The organism is Sulfitobacter sp. D7 (genome assembly GCF_003611275.1).
In the GTDB taxonomy this organism is placed as follows: domain Bacteria; phylum Pseudomonadota; class Alphaproteobacteria; order Rhodobacterales; family Rhodobacteraceae; genus Sulfitobacter; species Sulfitobacter profundi.
This window is the reverse complement of the sequence record NZ_CP020694.1, coordinates 657,788-675,418: the sequence shown is the minus strand read 5'-3', so window position 1 is coordinate 675,418 and position 17,631 is coordinate 657,788. Positions and strand designations below refer to the sequence as shown.

Sequence of the window (17,631 nt, the reverse complement as noted above, 5' to 3'; positions counted from 1 at the left end):
AACGCTGCGCGCGTAAACTAAAGTCAATATAGAGATAAGTTCGGCCAGCCAGCAAGGGTCTGTTGACGGCAGGCTTTCCATGGCCGTCGCCAAAGCCAAACTGCCACCAGTCTTTAGGGGATTAGCCCGCCTTTCCTGATTGCGCTGCTGCACGTGCCAGCGCTTCGATCCCTGCCCAATCCTGCGCGTCGATCAGTTTCTTCGGGGCCACCCAACTGCCGCCCGCGCAAAGCACATTGGGCAGGCTCAGGTAGCTTTCCACATTGCCCGGGCTGACGCCGCCAGTCGGGCAGAAGGTGATCTGCGGCAGCGGTGCGCCGATGGCTTTGACCGCAGGCGCCCCGCCAGAGGCTTCGGCGGGGAAGAATTTCAGCATGTCATAGCCACGTTCCAACAGCCGCATCGCCTCGCTCGCCGTGGCGGCACCGGCCAGCAGTGGCAGGTCTTCTTCCTCGCAGGCGGCGATCAGCGCATCTGTGGCACCCGGTGAGACGCCAAAGGTCGCCCCCGCCCGTTTCGCCGCGCGCACGTCTTCGGGGGTGATCAGCGTTCCCGCCCCCACATGGCCGCCCGTGACTTCGGCCATGGCCGCAATCGCGTCGAGTGCGGCAGGCGTGCGCAGGGTCACTTCCAACGCAGGCAGCCCTCCAGCGATCAGTGCTTCGGCCAAGGGCCGGGCGTCGGCGACATCTTCGATCACCAGCACAGGCACGATCAGGGCAAGCGCACAGATTTCGCGGGTGCGACGGCTGGCGTCTTTTGCAGTAAGGGTCATGGATCAGCCTCCAAAAATGGTTGCGCCGGTGGTAGCAGAACCGACTGTGTCGCGGAACATAGCGAACAACTCGCGCCCCGTCCCGGCATGGTAAGCAGAAAGATCAGCGGTGACATTGGGACGGTCATCGAACCCTTCGGCCAGCACGTCAAGCGTCCCTGCAACTGCGTCAACCCGCAGCATATCACCATTCTGCACCCGCGCGATGGGGCCGCCGTCGACCGCCTCGGGGCTGACGTGGATCGCTGCGGGCACCTTGCCCGACGCGCCCGACATGCGGCCATCGGTGACCAGCGCGACCTTCTGACCGCGCCCCTGAAGAATCGACAGAAGCGGCGTCAGGCTGTGCAACTCGGGCATACCGTTGGCCTTTGGCCCTTGGAAACGGACGACAACGATCACGTCGTCGGTCAGCTCGCCCGCTTTAAACGCTGCCTTCACCTCATTCTGATCCGCAAAGACCCGCGCCGGGGCTTCGATGATGTGGTGTTCGGGCGCCACGGCAGAGACTTTCATGCAAGCGGTGCCAAGCGATCCGGCCATGCGCCGCAACCCGCCAGTGGGCTGGAAAGGATCGCTGGCGGGGCGAAGGATCTTCTCGTTCAGGCTTTCGCCCGCGCCCTTCTCCCAAACCAGGCCATCGGCCTTTAGCTTTGGCTCGGAGGTGTAATGCTCCAACCCCTGCCCGGCGACGGTATGGGTGTCGGGGTGCAGATGACCGGATTTCAGCAATTCACCGATCATATAGCCAAGCCCCCCCGCCGCGTGGAAATGGTTCACATCGGCCAGACCGTTGGGATAGACCCGCGCCAGCAGCGGCGTGATGTCGGAGATGTCCGAGAAATCCTCCCAATCCAAAATGATCCCCCCGGCCCGCGCCATGGCGATGAGGTGGATCAGCAGATTGGTCGACCCGCCCGTGGCGTTGAGCCCGACAATCCCGTTTACAAATGCCTTCTCGTCCAGAACCGAAGCCACGGGCGTGTAGTCATTGCCCAGAGCGCTCAGCGCCAGCGCCCGTTTCGCGCCCTCTTGGGTCAGCGCATCGCGCAGCAATCCGTTCGGTGGCACAAAGCTTGCGCCCGGCAGGTGCAGACCCATGAACTCCATCAACATCTGGTTGGTGTTGGCGGTGCCGTAAAAGGTGCAGGTGCCCGGCCCGTGATAGGCGGCCATCTCGGCGGCCATCAGCGCATCGCGCCCGACTTCGCCCGCGGCAAACTGCTGGCGCACCTTGGCCTTTTCGTCATTCGACAGCCCGCTTTCCATCGGCCCGGCGGGCAGGAAGACGGCTGGCAGATGCCCGAACGCCTGCGCCGCGATCACCAGCCCCGGCACGATCTTGTCGCAGACCCCAAGGAAAACCGCCGCGTCAAAGGTGTTGTGGCTGAGTGCCACCGACGCCGCCAGGGCAATCACATCGCGCGAAAACAGCGACAGTTCCATCCCCGCCTCGCCTTGGGTCACCCCGTCGCACATCGCAGGCACACCGCCCGCTACCTGCGCGGTGCCGCCTGCGGAACGTACCGCGTCGCGGATCAAATCAGGGTAACGCTCAAACGGCTGATGCGCCGAGAGCATGTCGTTGTAGGTGGTCACGATCCCGAGGTTGCCTGCGCTGGTGGTCGCCAGCCGATCCTTGTCTTCGCCAGACGCGGCATAGGCATGGGCCTGTCCGCTACAGGACAGATGCGCGCGGGCCGGTCCCTTGGCGCGGGCGGCTTCCATTCGGTCGAGGTAGGGGCGCCGGGTCGCCTCACTGCGGGCGATGATACGGTCGGTGACGCGGTCAATCGTGGAATGCAGGGTCATTGGTCGTCCTTTCGTGTGATCTCGCGCCAGCGGCGGCCGTCGCGGTGCATCAGCATCAGCGCCTCTTCGGGGCCTGAGCTGCCGGGGTCATAGGGGTACGGGGGTTGCCGGGTCTCTTCCCAGCCGTGAATGATCGGATCGGCCCAAGCCCAAGCGGCTTCGACCTCGTCCCCGCGCATGAACAACGTCTGATCGCCGCGGATCACGTCCATGATTAGCCGCTCATAGGCGTCTTGCGGGGTGGCCTGTTCGCCCAAAGCATCGGCAAAGGTCATATCCAGCGACACTTCGGCCAGACGCATGCCACCGGGGCCGGGGTCTTTGATGGTGTTGCGCAGGGTGATGCCTTCGTCAGGCTGCAGGCGGATGATCAGGGCGTTGCCTTTATGGCCCTCCATCGCCGGGAAGATCATATGCGGCGGGTCGCGGAAGATCACTGCGATCTCGGAACTGCGCCCGCGCAGTTTCTTGCCCGTGCGCAGGTAAAACGGCGTGCCCGCCCACCGCCAATTGGCAATTTTGACTTTCATGGCGATGAAGCTTTCGGTGCGGCTGTCGGGGTCGCCCGCATGATCGCGATAGCTGCCCTCGCCCTGCGCGGCGCGGTATTGGCCGCGGGCGATGTCCTTCTGGACGACCGGCTCCAACGCCTCAATCACCTTCACCTTCTCATCACGCACCGCGTTGGGGTCAAAACGCGAGGGCGGCTCCATCGCCGTCAGACACAAAAGCTGCATCAGGTGGTTTTGCACCATGTCGCGCATGGCACCGGATTTATCGTAATACTCCCCCCGCCCTTCAACGCCGAGGCTCTCGGAAACGGTGATCTGCACATGGTCGATATGGGTGGAATTCCACAACGGCTCCCACAGGGCATTGGCGAAACGCAGCGCCATAAGGTTCTGCACCGTCTCTTTGCCGAGGTAATGGTCGATGCGGTAAATCTGGCTCTCGTCGAAATTGGCCCGCAGGTCGGCGTTCAGCGCCTGCGCGGTTTCCAGATCATGACCAAAGGGCTTTTCGACAACGATGCGGCTGTCGGATGTGGCGATGCCATGGTCATGCAGCTTGCCGCCGATCGTCCCGAACAGCGACGGCGAGACCGAGAGGTAGAAAGCCCGCACGACATCGTCGCGCATCAGGTCTTTGAGATCCGCCCAGCCCGCATCGCCCGAGGCATCCACGCGCACGTAATGTACCATGCCAAGGAACCGCTCCAAGGCGGCGCTTTCTTGCGCGAGCTTGGGGGCGAACTCCAGCAGGCTGTCGCGGATCATCTTGCGAAAGGCATCAGCATCAAGCTCGGAGCGGGCCGCGCCGACGATCCGTGCGCCTTCGGGCATCTGGCCGACGGTGAAACGGTGGAATAGACCGGGCAGGATCTTGCGCCGGGCAAGGTCGCCGGTCGCGCCGAAAATGACGAGGTCGAAAGGGTCAACCGGAATTACGCGCGATACCATGGGGTCAGCCCTCCTGCCTGCGTTGATGCGCGGCGGCACCATGTTTTCGATTGCTCAAAGCCATCGCCATCCCTCCTGCGCCCTCCTCAGGGCGGCCACTGGTAGCGCTAACATATCTGAGCGAAAAAGATAGGCGGTTCTTCAACATTTCATATTTCCTCTACCCAAGGCGCGTTCGCTCCGGCGCGCGAAACGGTCACGGCGGCGACGCGCGCGCCATAGGCCAGCGCCTCGGTCAACACTTCGGGCGAAAGGGTGGCGAGCGCGGATTTATGGAGCTGACCCAGCTCAGACATCTTTGCCAAAACGCCTGCGTTGAAGGTATCGCCCGCCCCCACCGTATCGACGATTTCGGCTTTCACGGCAGGCACTTGCACCTCCTCACCATTGGCGAGATAGCCCATTGCCCCCTCGCCCCCACGGGTCAGGATGACAACCGACGGCCCCTTGTCCAACAACTCGGCCACCTTATCGCGCAGCGACAGGGGCGCCGGGTTGATCCAGTTCAGATCCTCATCCGATACCTTCACGATGTCCGACAGCGCCAGCATCCGGTCGAGCCTTTGGCGGTACCGCTCGATATCCTTGATGAAACCGGGGCGGATGTTGGGGTCGATCATCACCGCACGGCCTTCGGCGTTTCGCGCCAGCAGATCTGCATAGGCATCCGCGCCCGGCTCGCAAGCCAAGCTGATCCCGCCGAAATACAGCGCCGAGACTTCAGCCGAGAGCGCGGGCATATCCCCCGGCGTGATCATGCGCCCGGCCGAGTTTTCGTCATAGAAATCATAGGTCGCATGGCCACCGACCAGCCGAACAAAGGCCAGCGTCGTCGGACGGTCGGACACCACCAGATGCGAGACATCCACATGGCTGGCCTTCAGCCCATCGACCAACTGCCGCCCGAACATGTCAGACGACAGGCCCGAGAGCATCCCCACCTGCGCCCCGAGCCGCCCCAAGGCGATGGCCGTATTAAAGACCGCTCCGCCCGCATGGGGCACAAAGCCGTCGGGGCCTGCGGTGGTTGGGGTTGGGATCATATCGACCAGGGCTTCTCCGCAGCAAAGGATCATCTGTCAGCCTTTCAAAAATGCGTCGCGGTCGACGAGGAAACGGTCCGAAAGCGGCAGGCTTGCCGCGCCAAGCGCGCGGGCGTCGCTGCCGACGGTCCCTTCGCGCAGGGCCGGAAGGGTGAAGCCCGGCAGGGGCTGGGCGGCAAGATGGCGGCGGGTGCGCGCCACCAGATCCGCGCGAATTGTCTCAGGAAATGATCCATCGATCATCACCGTGTCAAAATCGATCAAGCATGTTGCGGCGCGGACCGCCTGCGCCAGCGCCTCGGCAGTGCTGTCGAGCCATGGGTCCAGAATGCCGGCGGAAAGTTCCCAAGCCGCCAGATCGCTCCACGGGGCGCGGCGAGTCTCTCCGGCCTCCTGCAACGCCGCCTCCAAGACCGCCAAAGATGCCACATCGACCAATTGCCGAGGCACGCCCCCGACCAGCGGCATGGAGCCGAGCGCCCCCGCATTGCCGCTTTTGCCGGTGTAGAGTTTGCTATCCAGCACCAGCCCACCACCCACGAAATAGCCGATGTAGAAATACAGAAAATCGCGCGGCTTGTTCTGCGCACCAAAAACCAGTTCGGCCCCGCAAGCGGCAGAAGTGTCATTGCAAATGGAGATCGGTAGATCGAGCACCTCCGCCAAAGCGGCTTCGATATCAAAGTCCTGCCACGCGCTCAGATCGCCGCCCGCAACCTCCCATTCCCACATGCCAAACGGCAGGGCGACCCCCAGTCCCGCCACCCGCGCCTGCTGGTCAGCGGTCAAAGAGGCGAGCGTGTCCTGCAAAGCGCGCCGCGCAAATTCCATGACCGCAGCGGGGGTGGGATGGGCATAGACCTCGCTGCTGCGGCGCGTCACTTGGCCTTCGAAGTCGGTCAGGATCAACGCGACACTGCGCCTGCCAACCTTTAGCCCCAGAAAGAAGGCCCCCTCCGCGTTTAGGCTGATCGGCACCGAAGGCTGCCCCACCCGGCCCCGCACCCGCGCGCCTTTTTTCAGCAGTCCATCCGCTTCGAGGGCGCGCATAATGACGGATACAGTCTGCGCCGACAGACCGGTGAGCCGGGCAATCTCAGCCTTGGACGTAGGGCCGCTGCGCCGGATAAGCGACAGGACGAGCCGTTCATTATAGGCCCGCATCCCGCTCTGGTTCGAGCCGCGCGCGGTCCGGTCGGCGAATGTCTGTAGCTGCTGCAAACTGGCCTCCCCTCCGGTTCATGCGGCGTCTCGAAGGACAAATCCCAAATGGGAGGGGGTGAGTCAACGATTAAATCAATCTAATTTACTTATTAACAGCAAAGAGCCGCCTGCCCCTCTGGCAAGCGGCCCATTTTCGCGTTCAACCGGCCACCGTGATGCCGATCTTTCCCATGTGGGATTTGTCAAGAAAGGCTTCCTGCGCCTGCTTAAGGTCTCGCAGCGCATAACTTTCCGCAACGACAGGCCGGATTTCTCCGCGTTCGATATACCCCACCAGATCGGCAAAAACGCTCGGTTCCTGCCGCGTGCTCCCCATGAGGGTCAGATCTTTGAGGTAGAGCGTGCGCAGGTCCAACTCGACGATCGGCCCGGCAATCGCACCCGAGGTCACATAGCGCCCGCGCGGCACCAGCGCATCAAGCAGCTTGGGCCAACGCGCCCCGCCAACAAGGTCGAGCACCACATCAAAGGCATCCTCCGGCAGCGCCGCATCCCGGTCGAGCGCCTCATCCGCGCCGAGCGTCTTCAGCGCCTCCATCTTGCCGGGGCTGGTCACCGCCGTCACATGCGCCCCGCGCCGTTTGGCCAGTTGCACCGCAGCCGAGCCGACGCCGCCAGAGGCGCCGGTGATCAACACACGCTCCGCCCCCAATGCCGCGCGCTGGATCATCCCTTCGGCAGTCGAAAAGGCGCAGGGAAAAGAAGCGAGTTCGAGGTCCGTGAGTGCGCTGTCGATCCGCAGCGCATTGCTGGCCTCGGCGGTGCCATATTCAGCAAAACCGCCATCCCGTTCCGATCCGAAGGTGACCAGATCATCCGGCCCCGCCCCCGCAGGGCTATACATGGGCCGGATCAGAACTCGCTCGCCAATCCGCCCCTCATCGATCCCCTCACCCACGGCCACGATCTCTCCGCAGCAATCGGCGCCTTGGATGCGCGGAAAGCTCAAGGCGCCGGACCAGCCGCCATCGGCGTCCGACGCGCCGTCGTAGCCCTCGCTCGCCGCCGACCCGGTATCGCCTCGCACCGCTTTGGAATACCAGCCCGTGCGCGTGTTTACATCCGTGTTGTTCACCGCCGCCGCGCCGACGCGGACCAAAACCTCTCCGGCTGCGGGCTTTGGCACCGCAACGTCTTCGCGCCACTCCAGTTTGTCCAAGCCGCCGTGGCCGGTCAGCCGCATGGCTTTCATCGTCTCTGGTAGGGTCATCGCTTCGGCTCCTTCGAGTGTAGAATGATTACTCTACTTGCGTAGGTAGAGGGCTCCCTCTACATCGTCAAGCATGACAGATACCCAAAGCAAAATCGCCGCCGGGCTTGAGCGTGCCTTTGCCGCCCGCGGCTTCGCCGAACCCAGCGTCGAAGACCTGCGCGATGCGGCGGGGGTAAGCCTGCGCACCCTCTACAAATACACCCCTTCCCGCGCTGAAATGGTGCTGGCGGCATTGGAAAATCGCCAGCAGCGGTACCTCGCGCTGGTCTTCGATGATCTACCGCAGGCACCCGCCGACGCGCTGGAGGCGATCTTGGCGCGTGTCGGGCAGTGGATGGAAACGGAAACCTCTCACGGCTGCCTGTTCCATGCCGCCGTCGCCGCCGACCCCGGCAGCGACAGCCTGCGCGCCCTGCTAACGCGGCACAAGGCCGAGGTCGCGGCCAAGGCCGCCGCGGCCACCAATCTGGCGGGGGCCGAGACGGCTTTATTGCTCATCATCGAAGGGCTCACGCAGACTTGGCCGCTTTGGGGAACAGAGGCCGTGACCGCCGCGCAGCGTTTGGCGCAGGCGCTTTCGCGTCATCCAGAGGCTTGCGCGGGGGTGTGATTAGGTATACCGGTCTACCTACCCGCAGGAGAGATCATGCCAAAGGCCCCCAGACAACGCCCCGCCCATGATCGGCTGATGCAGGCCGCGCAGGAGCTGTTTTACAACCACGGCATCAGTGCCACGGGGATCGACGCCATCGTCGCCCGTGCGGGCGTGGCCAAGAAAAGCCTCTACAACAACTTTTCCTCCAAAGCCGATCTGGTGAGCCAATACCTAGAGGCGCGGCACGCGGAGTGGCTTGCGCTTTACGCCGCGCGGGCCGCTGCCGCACAGACACCTCAGGCGCGGGTCTTGGCCGTCTTCGACGCCTATCAGGATCATGCAGAATGCGCCTATGAGCGCGGCTTTCGGGGATGTGGCCTATTGAACGCGGCGGCAGAGCTTGATGCAGGCGATGCCGGGCGCGACGCGGTGCGCCAGCACAAAGAGGAGGTGGAGCGCATCTTGGCCCAGCACCTTGCCGAATTATTGCCCGAGGCCCCGGACCGCGCCGCCGCCACCGCCGCGCATCTTGCGTTTCTGTTGGAAGGCGCGATGGCCCGCGCCGGGCTTGAAGGTGACAGCCGCCGGGTGCGCACGGCGCGCGCGATGGCCGAAGATATGCTAAGGACGCTTACGTGATACAGGGCCACCGCTGGGGCGTGATCGCCATCCTTTTCGCAGCCGTCGTCTGGGGCACCACCGGCGCCGCCGCCACCTTTGCCCCCGACGTGAGCGCCGCCGCCATTGGTGCTGCGGCCATGGGTCTGGGCGGGATCGCGCAGGCCCTTTGGGCCGGGCGGGGCATCCTGAACCAACGTACGCGGCTCTGGCAGCAGCGCCGCCTGCTGGTCATCGGCGCAGTGGCGGTGGCGGTCTATCCGCTGGCCTTTTACGGCGCGATGCGGCTGGCGGGGGTGACGGTGGGCACGGTCATCACCATCGGCTCTGCGCCGCTGCTCTCGGCGCTGATCGAGTACCTTCTGGATCGCCGCCGCCTGACCCTGCGCTGGTCCCTTGGCGCGGCGGTGGGGCTGATCGGCATGGGGCTGATCTGCTTGGCCGAAAACGCCGCCCATGGGGAAACGCTGCGCGCGCCATCGGTTCCCTTGGGCGTCTTGCTGGGCCTGATCGGGGGCTTCACCTACGCGCTTTATTCGTGGAGCGCGCGCAAGATGATGCTGCAAGGCACCGGCTCTACCGTGGCCATGGGAGCGACCTTCGGGCTGGGTGGGCTGCTGCTGATGCCGGTGCTGCTGATCTCGGGTGGGGCTTTTCTGGCGTCATGGAACAACGCCGCCGTGGGGCTTTATATGGCCGCTGTGCCGATGTTTTTGGGCTATATCGCCTTCGGCTACGGCCTTGCCCGGGTGGAGGCAAGCATGGCCACCGTGATCACCCTGTTCGAGCCGGTCGTCGCCGCGGTGCTCGCCGTGGTCATCGTGGGCGAACGCCTCCCCCCGCTTGGCTGGATCGGCGTGGCGCTGGTGATTGGCTGTCTTGCCATCATCACCCTGCCCTTGCCATCACGGCTGCGCCGCGGCGTGGCTGCGCTGCCGCCGGGTGTCGCTTGACGGGCCGCCGTCGCTACAGCTGATCCGGCGGCGTCTCTCCCCGGAAAAAGTGATCGAGGTTGTCCAGCGCCTTGAACCCCATCGCGTCGCGGGTGGCCACGGTGGCGCTGCCGACATGCGGCATCATCATCACGTTGTCATGGGCGGCAAAGGCCGGGTTGCCGCCCGGCTCGGTCACGAAACAATCCAGCCCCGCCGCGCCGACATGGCCCGAGGTCAGCGCCTCAAGCAGCGCCGCCTCATCCACCAGATTGCCGCGCGCGGTGTTGACGATTACGCAGCCCTTGGGCAGACGCGCCAGCCGTGCTGCGTTCAAAAGGCCGACGGTTTCGGGTGTGGCCGGGCAGTGCAGCGATAGGAAGTCCGACACCGCCAGCAGGTCGTCCAAGTCGGCGTGATAAGCCGCGCCCGCCTCCTCCTCCGGGTTCAGAGGGCGGCGGTTGTGGTAATGAATCTCCATATCCAGCCCGCGCGCCTTGCGGGCAAAGGCGCGGCCCACGCCGCCCATACCGATGATCCCGAGCCGCGCACCGGAGAGCTGTTTGCCGACCAGCATCGCGGGCGACCACGACTGCCACTGCCCGCTGCGCACAAGCTGGTCCCCCGCCACCGCATGCCGCGCAGCCCCCAGCATCAGCATCAGCGCCAGTTCCGCCGTGGCATCCGACAGAACGCCGGGCGTGTTCGTCACGACAATTCCCCGCGCCTTGAGGCTGGGCAGGTCGCAGTGATCCACCCCGACGGAGTGGTTGGCGATGATCTTGAGCCGGGGGTCAAGCTGGGCCACCACATTGGCGCTGAAATGCTCGGAGTGACAGGGGATCATGCCATCGACCCGCGCGCTCATCGCGATGATATCCTCGGCGCTGCCGGGTGCGTCAGCCGGATCCCAGATCACCTCATAGTCACGCCGCGCCCGGTTGAGCGTGGCGTCAGAAAGCTGCCGGGTGATCCAGATGACAGGCTTGCCCATGGGTCAGTCCCGATCCTTCCGACTGGAGGTGAAGAAATCATAGGCCACGAAGGCCAGCGTCACCGCGACAATGATGATCAGATCAATGCTGGGCACCTCAACCGCGAGGATCAGCAGAAAGACCGCAATCGCGGCAAAGGCGAAGAGAGCAAGTAAACGGTTCATGTTTCAATCCTCATTGGGTTGCGCCATCGGCCCAGTCGAAAAGCCATTGCGCGCTGCGCATCAGACGGCCGTCTTGGCCGTGTCCGCCGACCAGTTGCACGCCCATCGGCAGCCCGTCTTCCGATGTCATCAAAGGCACGTTCACACAGGGGCTGCCGCAGAGCGTCCATAGCCCGTTGAAAATCGGATCCCCGGTCGTGTCCAACCCGTGCGGTGCGGGGCCGGTGGCCGATGGGCACAAAAGCACGTCGCAGCGGGTCAGCAATTCTTCCAGCGCGGCGGTCAGCACCTTGGGCAGATCGCGGGCCGATTGGTAATCGCGGGCCAGTACCTTGTTGCCCGCCTCCATCGCCTCGCGGGTTGCGGATGAGAGCAATTCGGGAGCATCGCGCAAATAGGGGTAATAGTGATAGGCCATTTCGGCAAAGTTGATGCGTTTGCGCGCCTCGGCCGCCCCGTTGAAGACCGCCGGAAGCGGCAGCTCAAACGCCTGATCGCCGAGCGCTGCGACCAATTCTTCGAAAGCCGCATGAAGCTGCGGGTCGGCATCCTCCCACCCCGGCGGGCGCACGAAACCAAAGACCGGCGGGATCGGCGGCGCGGTGGTGGTCTGCGCCAGAAGCGCGGGCGTGGGGGCAAGTTCGGTGGCGCTGTCTTCGGGATCATGACCGAATAGCACCTCGGCCAGCAGCGCCGCACCGGCGGGATCGCTGGCAAAGACGCCGATGGTGTCGAGCGATGGTGACTGCGTCAGCACCCCCCGGCGCGGGATCGCGCCGAAGGTCGGTTTGAAGCCGGTGACCCCACAATAGGACGCAGGCCGGATCACCGAGCCGCCCGTCTGCGTGCCGATGGCCAGCGGCACCATGCCATCCGCCACAGCCGCCGCCGAACCTTGGGACGAGCCGCCGGGGCTATGCGCCGGATTATGCGGATTGGTGGTCTTGCCCGGATGCATGAAGGCAAGCTCGGTCGTGACCGTCTTGCCCATGATGATCGCGCCCTCGGCCTTGAGCCGCTCCACGATGAAAGCATCGCGCAGCGGCACGCGCCCCTTGTCTTGGGCCGCGCCGTTCTCAGTCGGGATGCTGCGGGTGTCGATCACGTCTTTCAGCCCCACCGGCAGCCCGTGCAACCGCCCAAGCGGTCGGCCCGCCCGACGATAACTGTCGAGCGTCCGGGCCTGTGCGCGGGCGAACTCGGGATCGAACCACGCCCAAGCGCCCACGACTTCCTCGCGCGCTTCGATCCGCGCGATGTAGCTTTCGACCAGCGCCAGCGCGTCCAGCGCGCCGCTCGCCAAGCGGTCCCGCAGTTCGGTCACGCCAAGTGCTGCCGCTGCGGTCATCCTTGGCTCAGCGCCCATAGAACACCTCCGGCAGGTAGAAGACGATCTGCGGGAAGACATACATCAGCACCATCGACAGGATCACGCAGAAGAGGAACGGCATCACGCCCGCGAAAATCTGCGTCAGACGCAACTCGGGCGGGGCGATCCCCTTGAGGTAATAGGCCGACATGGCCATCGGTGGTGTTAAGAAACTGGTCTGTAGGTTCAGCGCCACGAGGATGCCGAAAAACAGCGGATCAATCTCGAACACCGCCAGCAGGGGCAAGAAGATCGGCACGAAGATGATGATGATCTCGGACCATTCAAGCGGCCAGCCCAGCAGGAAGATGATGAGCTGCGCAAGGATCAGGAACATGATCGGCGACAGGTTCAGCGACTGCACGAACTCGGAAATCACATGCTCCCCCCCAAGGTAAGAGAACACCGCCGAGAAGGTGTAGGAGCCGACGAAGAGCCAGCAGACCATCGCCGTGGTGCGCACCGTGAGATAGACACTCTCGCGCATCCGCTGCCATGTCATCGCGCGGTAAATGAAGGCGAGGAATATGCCGCCCAATGCGCCGATCGAGGCCGCCTCTGTCGGGGTGGCGAGGCCGAAGAGGATCGAGCCCAGCACCGCGAAGATGAGGAAGGCAAGCGGCAGGAAGGATGTGGCAATCATCAACAAGAGCTTGCCCATCGGCATATCCGGCACTTCATCCGCCGTAGGCCGCGGAGCGGAGGACGGCTGCAAGAGCGAGCGCCCGATGATGTAGACGAGATAGAGCCCGACCAGCGTCAGCCCCGGCAGCAGCGCCGCCGCATAGAGCCGCACGATGGAGACATTCGTTGCCGCCGCATAGACGATCAGCATGATCGACGGCGGGATCAGGATGCCCAACGTGCCACCCGCGCAGATGATGCCCGCCGCAAAGGACGGATCATAGCGTGCCTTCAACATCGCCGGCAGCGCCAAGAGGCCCATCAGCGTCACAACAGCACCGACGATCCCGGTAGCGGTCGCGAAAAGTGCGCAGGTGATCAACGCCGCGACCCCCATGGAACCGGGGATGTTCTTCGACGCGATGTTCAGCGTGGTGAAAAGCCGGTCGACGATGTTCGACCGCTCCACGATGTAGCCCATGAACAAGAAAAGCGGCACGGCGGTCAGCACTTCGTTCGACATCACCGTAAAGGTCTGGTTCACGAAGAGGTCGAATATTCGGTTGTTGAATAACCCCTCGAACCACGTCGTCCATTGCTCCCATTGCCCGGCCCCCTCGTCCAGCCGGTCAAAGCTGCGCCACATGCGGCGCGCGTCGAAATAGGCGTAGTAGCCAAAGCCGATGCCCATCGCCATCAGCGTGAAAGCAATCGGGAAACCCAGAAAGACGAAGACGATGAAGAGCCCAAGCATCATCAGGGCAATTTGCGGATCGGTCATGTGATATGGTCTTTCTCGGCCTTGTTGGCTTCGCGCATCATGAGGTCTTCGGTTTCAAAGACATCTTCCTCTGCTTCGAGCCAGTAATTTGAGCGGATTGCGATAAGGCAGCGGCAAACCTGTGCAATGCCTTGGATAAACAGCAGTATTCCGGCCGCTACGATGACCGCCTTGAATTGGTAGATCGGCACGCCCGCCGGGCTGTTGACCGAAACTTCGCCGTATGACCACGAGCGGGCGGCATATTTCCATCCCGCAAGGATCAGCGCCGTGACCCCGGGAAAAAAGAAGATGATGTAGAGCACGAGATCGATCATGCCTTGGGTGCGCGGCTGGAACAGCCGGTACAGGAAATCCCCTCGCACATGCCCCCCACGCGATAGGGTATAGGCCCCGCCCATCATAAAGAGCGTGCCATACATGATGAAGGACACGTCCAGCGCCCAAGCGGTGGGATTGTTCAGCACATAGCGCACAAAAACTTCGTAGCCCGTGCCGATGGACATCAGCAAAATGAGCCAAGCGAAAGCCTTGCCGAACCATGCGGAAAGGTTATCGGCGAACCGAATGAAAGATATCATGATGTCCCCAGTGTCTCGTAGAGCCCCCGGCGCATGGTGGCGCCGGGGGCCTCATTACTTGCGGGTATGCGTGATCACATTTTGATCTTGCCGGGGAAGTAATGCTCATAAGCAAGCCCGTAGTCCGGCGAGTTCATCAACTCGTAATAGGCCACGCGGTCGACCCATTCGCGCTGACTGTCGAGGGTCTTTTTCATGAAGGGATCGGATTCCAGCTCTGGGATCAACTCGTCCCATGCTTTGAGCTGCGCATCGAGGATATCTTTCGACGTCCGCCGCACGTTCACGCCCGCTTCGTTTTGCAGGAATTGCAGGTCTGCCGAATAGCGGTCCATCGCCTTGGCCGTGTTCGCGGTCGAAACCGCTTCCACAGCGTATTTGAGGATCGCTTGAAGATCAGGGTCGAGGTCTTCGAGGAACATCTTGGAGAACAGGAACTCAAAGCTCTCAGACGCTTGGTGATAGGACGACAGGTAGTAGTTCTTGGCCACGTCCTGCGCGCCGAAGTCTTTGTCCGACGACGGGTTGTTGAACTCAAAGGCGTCGATCACGCCACGTTCCATCGCAGGCACGATTTCACCGCCCGGCAACTGTGCAACAGACATGCCCAGCTTGGCCATCAGATCGGCGGCCAGACCCACGGTGCGGTACTTGAAGCCTTGCAGGTCATCGACCGTATTGACCTCTTCTTTGAACCAACCAAAGGGCTGCGCGAACATCGGGAAGCCCATATAGCCCACAACGTCGAGGCCCATGATATCTTGCGTCAGCTCGTTATAAAGCTCCTGACCGCCGCCTTGGTAGAACCACGACAGCATGGTTGTGGCAGAGCCGCCAAAGACCGGCCCCGTGCCAAAGAGCGACGCAGCTTTGTTTTTGCCGTACCAATAGACGGGCACGGAATGCGCCGCATCAATCAAACCGTCGTTCACCGCATCAAGCACTTGGAACGCAGCAACAACCGCGCCCGCAGGCAGCACGTCGACCTTGAGACGCCCTCCTGACATCTCCTCCACCCGTGTCGCGTAATCGCGGGCAAAGTCTTGCCAGATGTTGGCGTCATTCCACGACGTCTGCATCTTGATGACGATCGGCGCTTGGGCCAACACCGCCGGTGCGGCCAGCATGCTCCCGGTAGCGGCCCCCCCAGCAAGTGCGGACTTCGTCAGGAACGAACGTCGATTGAACTTTTTAGTCTCAGTCATATTTCCTCCTCCCAGAGTGGCCGCCCCTTTGCTTACTTTGAAATACGCTTTCGGTCGGGCGGCCCGAGATCAGAGACTAACCGAAAGATCTCATTTGGCAAGAATTGTCCGCCGGCGTCTCATCAACTGCAACTTTATTGTGCAACTGACACACGAAACGACACTCTGCGCCGGGTCCGAGCATGCCTGATTTCGCAGGGTTTGGCGGGGCTATTACATGCCCCGCCCCACCTCACACGGCCCAGTGAAAACCGGTTTCTTCCTCGGACCGCTGCCAGAGCTTGACCATCGTGGCTTTGTCGTAGGCATAGGGCTCCAGCGATCCGCGCCCGACCGGGCCGACCATCTCCATTCGGCCTGTGGGGCCGTAAAGCGCGCGCTGCTCCAGCCCGTTTTCGGTGGCGCACATGACCTCTGGATAGGCGCCCCGCTCTGCCGTTTGAACGATCGGCAGTTTCGACATGAGCCACCACGTGAACCGCGTCATCAGGCCACCGCTGGTGCTGATCAAAGAGGTGGCCGAGGCACCGGGGTGGCAGACATAGACCTCAACGTTCTTTCCCGCCTGCGCGACGCGGTCCTGCAATTCATAGGCAAACATCATCTGCGCCAGCTTGCTCTGACTATAGGCGGGGTTGGCGCGGTAGTTCTTGTCCCAGTTCATGTCGTCGAACTGGATGGTGCGCAGGCCCATCTTGTAGCCAAGGCTCGCAACCACCACGATCCGGCCCGCGGTCTCTTCGATCCGGTCGAACAACAGCCCGCAGAGCAGGAAGTGGCCGTAGTGGTTGGTGCCCAACTGGCTTTCATGTCCCGCCTTGGTTAGCTGGCGGCTTGGCACCTGCGCGATGGCGGCGTTGCAGATCAGCGCGTCGATCCGGGGAACATCGCGCAGAAGCTCTGCCGCAGCGCTGCGCACCGTGTCCAGATCGGCCAAATCCATCCGAATAAAGCTGACCTGCGCCGCCGCGCCATATTCGTCTTTCAGCTTTGCCACGGCCTCCGCCGACCGCTCTGTACTGCGGTTCAGCATCACGACCGCGGCACCTTTGCTCAGCAAGGTCCGCGCCACCTGAAAACCGGCCCCTGCATTGGCCCCGGTGATCACAAAGGTCTTCCCCTCCAGCCTGCCAATCCGCTCAGGGGTCCAGCCGTGCGCGCCGAAAGTCTTGTCTGCCATGGTCTTGCTCCTTACCGTTAAAGAGGCATCGCGCCCCGTTGGCCTTGCAGATAAATCTCACCACCCAAGGGAAACAGGCCAGATCGTCGCGATTACTTGCCTGATCCTCTCACTCCTATTGCTTTCATCAAACATGCGGCCCTAGGTTGGGGCCATGAGCAAACAGCAAATCCGACATATCATCGAACAGCACAGCCAGCGCGACGGCCTGACCGAGACCGGCATCAAGGGCGTTCAGCTTTTCCAAGCGACCAGCGCGATCCCCTGTGTGCCAGCGGTCTATGAGCCCTGTGTCATCGCCATCGTCAGCGGCGCCAAGGAGGCTGTTTTGGACGGCAAGCGCTATGTCTATGACGACAGCCGCTATATGTGCTGCCCGATGTCGATGCCGGTCAAAGCGGGCACGCCAAGCGCGTCACCCCAAATCCCGCTTTATGGCGTCTTGATCGCCCTTGATGCGCGTTTGATGGCCGAACTATCGCTGGAAATGGAAAGCGCGGGAAACCTCATCCCCCCCACCCCCGGCGACCTGCGGGCGGAGGGCATCAAGCTGGCCGCATGGGATGACGCCTTCTCTGACGCGCTGCTGCGTCTGTTGCAATTGGGTCAGAGCGAGACCGACCGCGCCGTGCTCTCCGATGCGCGCCTGCGTGAGCTTTACTATGCTATTCTCAAGGGGGAGGCAGGGGTCTTTGCGCGGCGCGCCTTTGGGGCGGGCAATGCCGTTGCGCGGGCGATTTCGCATGTCGCCGCCCATTTGGACGCGCCCATCTCTATCGACGATATGGCCCAACGCGCCGGGATGAGCCGCGCGGTATTTCACCGCAAATTCAAAAAGGTAACGACGATGTCGCCGATTCAGTTCGTCAAATCCATGCGGCTGAACCATGCCGCGATGAAAATCGCAGGCGGGACCACGGTCAGCGAAGCGGCGATGGGGGTGGGCTATGTCAGCGCCTCGCAATTCAGCCGGGAATTCAAGCGCATGTATGGCCAATCCCCCCGCGAATGGAGCGACGCACAGCAGATGGCCGCCGGGCTGGCGTAGAGGGAACCGACC

17 protein-coding genes are annotated in these 17,631 nt (G+C 62.9%); 4 read left to right on the top strand and 13 right to left on the bottom strand.

The annotated features are described in order from the left end of the window. Positions 1-121: 121 nt before the first annotated feature. The 6 genes from eda to B5M07_RS03265 form a co-directional block, all read right to left on the bottom strand. Positions 122-775 carry a bifunctional 4-hydroxy-2-oxoglutarate aldolase/2-dehydro-3-deoxy-phosphogluconate aldolase gene (eda, locus tag B5M07_RS03290; RefSeq protein ID WP_120350203.1) on the bottom strand — a complete coding sequence of 218 codons (654 nt, stop codon included), beginning with the start codon at positions 773-775 and terminating at the stop codon, positions 122-124. A gap of 3 nt (positions 776-778) precedes the next feature. Continuing rightward, complete coding sequence (gene edd / locus B5M07_RS03285) at positions 779-2,587, bottom strand: phosphogluconate dehydratase (protein WP_120350202.1); 1,809 nt, start codon at positions 2,585-2,587, stop codon at positions 779-781. After that, positions 2,584-4,047, bottom strand: coding sequence for a glucose-6-phosphate dehydrogenase (gene zwf / locus B5M07_RS03280; RefSeq protein ID WP_120350201.1), 1,464 nt, complete (start codon positions 4,045-4,047; stop codon positions 2,584-2,586). The genes edd and zwf overlap by 4 nt, the downstream gene beginning before the upstream one ends. A 149-nt stretch (positions 4,048-4,196) precedes the next feature. Continuing rightward, complete coding sequence (locus B5M07_RS03275) at positions 4,197-5,123, bottom strand: carbohydrate kinase family protein (RefSeq protein ID WP_120350200.1); 927 nt, start codon at positions 5,121-5,123, stop codon at positions 4,197-4,199. Positions 5,124-5,126: 3 nt separating this feature from the next. After that, on the bottom strand, positions 5,127-6,254 hold the full coding sequence (locus tag B5M07_RS03270) for an ROK family transcriptional regulator (protein ID WP_120352140.1): 1,128 nt from the start codon (positions 6,252-6,254) through the stop codon (positions 5,127-5,129). Positions 6,255-6,453: 199 nt separating this feature from the next. Then, complete coding sequence (locus B5M07_RS03265; RefSeq protein WP_120350199.1) at positions 6,454-7,524, bottom strand: alcohol dehydrogenase family protein; 1,071 nt, start codon at positions 7,522-7,524, stop codon at positions 6,454-6,456. Between the two features lie 73 nt (positions 7,525-7,597). Between B5M07_RS03265 and B5M07_RS03260 the strand changes: the two genes are divergently transcribed. Genes B5M07_RS03260 through B5M07_RS03250 form a run of 3 tightly spaced genes read left to right on the top strand, consistent with a single transcriptional unit; the run spans position 7,598 to position 9,693 of the window. Then, a complete protein-coding gene (locus tag B5M07_RS03260; RefSeq protein ID WP_120350198.1) occupies positions 7,598-8,137 on the top strand; it encodes a TetR/AcrR family transcriptional regulator in 540 nt (179 codons plus the stop codon). Between the two features lie 36 nt (positions 8,138-8,173). Beyond that, positions 8,174-8,761, top strand: a complete 588-nt coding sequence (locus B5M07_RS03255) for a TetR/AcrR family transcriptional regulator (RefSeq protein ID WP_120350197.1) — start codon at positions 8,174-8,176, stop codon at positions 8,759-8,761. After that, entirely contained in the window at positions 8,758-9,693 is a 936-nt protein-coding gene (locus tag B5M07_RS03250; protein WP_120350196.1) for a DMT family transporter, read from the top strand. Before B5M07_RS03255 ends, B5M07_RS03250 begins: the two co-directional genes overlap by 4 nt. Before the next feature lie 13 nt (positions 9,694-9,706). On the opposite strand, the gene B5M07_RS03245 is transcribed toward B5M07_RS03250, so the two are convergent. The 7 genes from B5M07_RS03245 to B5M07_RS03220 all read right to left on the bottom strand — a co-directional run bounded on the left by B5M07_RS03245 (position 9,707) and on the right by B5M07_RS03220 (position 16,571). After that, positions 9,707-10,666, bottom strand: coding sequence for a 2-hydroxyacid dehydrogenase (locus tag B5M07_RS03245; RefSeq protein ID WP_120350195.1), 960 nt, complete (start codon positions 10,664-10,666; stop codon positions 9,707-9,709). 3 nt (positions 10,667-10,669) lie between these two features. Next, the gene (locus B5M07_RS19370) at positions 10,670-10,831 is read right to left on the bottom strand and encodes a hypothetical protein (RefSeq protein ID WP_162931793.1); all 162 of its coding nucleotides are present in this window, start codon (positions 10,829-10,831) and stop codon (positions 10,670-10,672) included. A 10-nt stretch (positions 10,832-10,841) separates the two neighbouring features. Beyond that, the gene (locus tag B5M07_RS03240) at positions 10,842-12,197 is read right to left on the bottom strand and encodes an amidase (protein WP_441351400.1); all 1,356 of its coding nucleotides are present in this window, start codon (positions 12,195-12,197) and stop codon (positions 10,842-10,844) included. Next, positions 12,187-13,605: a TRAP transporter large permease gene (locus B5M07_RS03235; protein ID WP_120350194.1), complete on the bottom strand. Its 1,419-nt coding sequence runs from the start codon at positions 13,603-13,605 to the stop codon at positions 12,187-12,189. Before B5M07_RS03235 ends, B5M07_RS03240 begins: the two co-directional genes overlap by 11 nt. After that, a complete protein-coding gene (locus B5M07_RS03230; protein WP_067625093.1) occupies positions 13,602-14,186 on the bottom strand; it encodes a TRAP transporter small permease subunit in 585 nt (194 codons plus the stop codon). Before B5M07_RS03230 ends, B5M07_RS03235 begins: the two co-directional genes overlap by 4 nt. 74 nt (positions 14,187-14,260) lie before the next feature. Continuing rightward, on the bottom strand, positions 14,261-15,391 hold the full coding sequence (locus tag B5M07_RS03225; RefSeq protein ID WP_120350193.1) for a TRAP transporter substrate-binding protein: 1,131 nt from the start codon (positions 15,389-15,391) through the stop codon (positions 14,261-14,263). Between the two features lie 232 nt (positions 15,392-15,623). Next, the gene (locus B5M07_RS03220; RefSeq protein ID WP_120350192.1) at positions 15,624-16,571 is read right to left on the bottom strand and encodes an SDR family oxidoreductase; all 948 of its coding nucleotides are present in this window, start codon (positions 16,569-16,571) and stop codon (positions 15,624-15,626) included. A gap of 154 nt (positions 16,572-16,725) precedes the next feature. Here B5M07_RS03220 and B5M07_RS03215 point away from each other — a divergent pair, with 154 nt between their 5' ends. Continuing rightward, entirely contained in the window at positions 16,726-17,619 is an 894-nt protein-coding gene (locus B5M07_RS03215) for an AraC family transcriptional regulator (RefSeq protein WP_120350191.1), read from the top strand. Positions 17,620-17,631 lie beyond the last annotated feature (12 nt).

Bases quoted from the DNA above. Each gene is read 5' to 3' on its own strand.
- eda (WP_120350203.1), bottom strand. From the start codon at position 775: ATGACCCTTACTGCAAAAGACGCCAGCCGTCGCACCCGCGAAATCTGT.
- edd (WP_120350202.1), bottom strand. From the start codon at position 2,587: ATGACCCTGCATTCCACGATTGACCGCGTCACCGACCGTATCATCGCC.
- zwf (WP_120350201.1), bottom strand. From the start codon at position 4,047: ATGGTATCGCGCGTAATTCCGGTTGACCCTTTCGACCTCGTCATTTTC.
- B5M07_RS03275 (WP_120350200.1), bottom strand. From the start codon at position 5,123: ATGATCCTTTGCTGCGGAGAAGCCCTGGTCGATATGATCCCAACCCCA.
- B5M07_RS03270 (WP_120352140.1), bottom strand. From the start codon at position 6,254: ATGCGGGCCTATAATGAACGGCTCGTCCTGTCGCTTATCCGGCGCAGC.
- B5M07_RS03265 (WP_120350199.1), bottom strand. From the start codon at position 7,524: ATGACCCTACCAGAGACGATGAAAGCCATGCGGCTGACCGGCCACGGC.
- B5M07_RS03260 (WP_120350198.1), top strand. From the start codon at position 7,598: ATGACAGATACCCAAAGCAAAATCGCCGCCGGGCTTGAGCGTGCCTTT.
- B5M07_RS03255 (WP_120350197.1), top strand. From the start codon at position 8,174: ATGCCAAAGGCCCCCAGACAACGCCCCGCCCATGATCGGCTGATGCAG.
- B5M07_RS03245 (WP_120350195.1), bottom strand. From the start codon at position 10,666: ATGGGCAAGCCTGTCATCTGGATCACCCGGCAGCTTTCTGACGCCACG.
- B5M07_RS19370 (WP_162931793.1), bottom strand. From the start codon at position 10,831: ATGAACCGTTTACTTGCTCTCTTCGCCTTTGCCGCGATTGCGGTCTTT.
- B5M07_RS03240 (WP_441351400.1), bottom strand. From the start codon at position 12,197: ATGGGCGCTGAGCCAAGGATGACCGCAGCGGCAGCACTTGGCGTGACC.
- B5M07_RS03235 (WP_120350194.1), bottom strand. From the start codon at position 13,605: ATGACCGATCCGCAAATTGCCCTGATGATGCTTGGGCTCTTCATCGTC.
- B5M07_RS03230 (WP_067625093.1), bottom strand. From the start codon at position 14,186: ATGATATCTTTCATTCGGTTCGCCGATAACCTTTCCGCATGGTTCGGC.
- B5M07_RS03225 (WP_120350193.1), bottom strand. From the start codon at position 15,391: ATGACTGAGACTAAAAAGTTCAATCGACGTTCGTTCCTGACGAAGTCC.
- B5M07_RS03220 (WP_120350192.1), bottom strand. From the start codon at position 16,571: ATGGCAGACAAGACTTTCGGCGCGCACGGCTGGACCCCTGAGCGGATT.
- B5M07_RS03215 (WP_120350191.1), top strand. From the start codon at position 16,726: ATGAGCAAACAGCAAATCCGACATATCATCGAACAGCACAGCCAGCGC.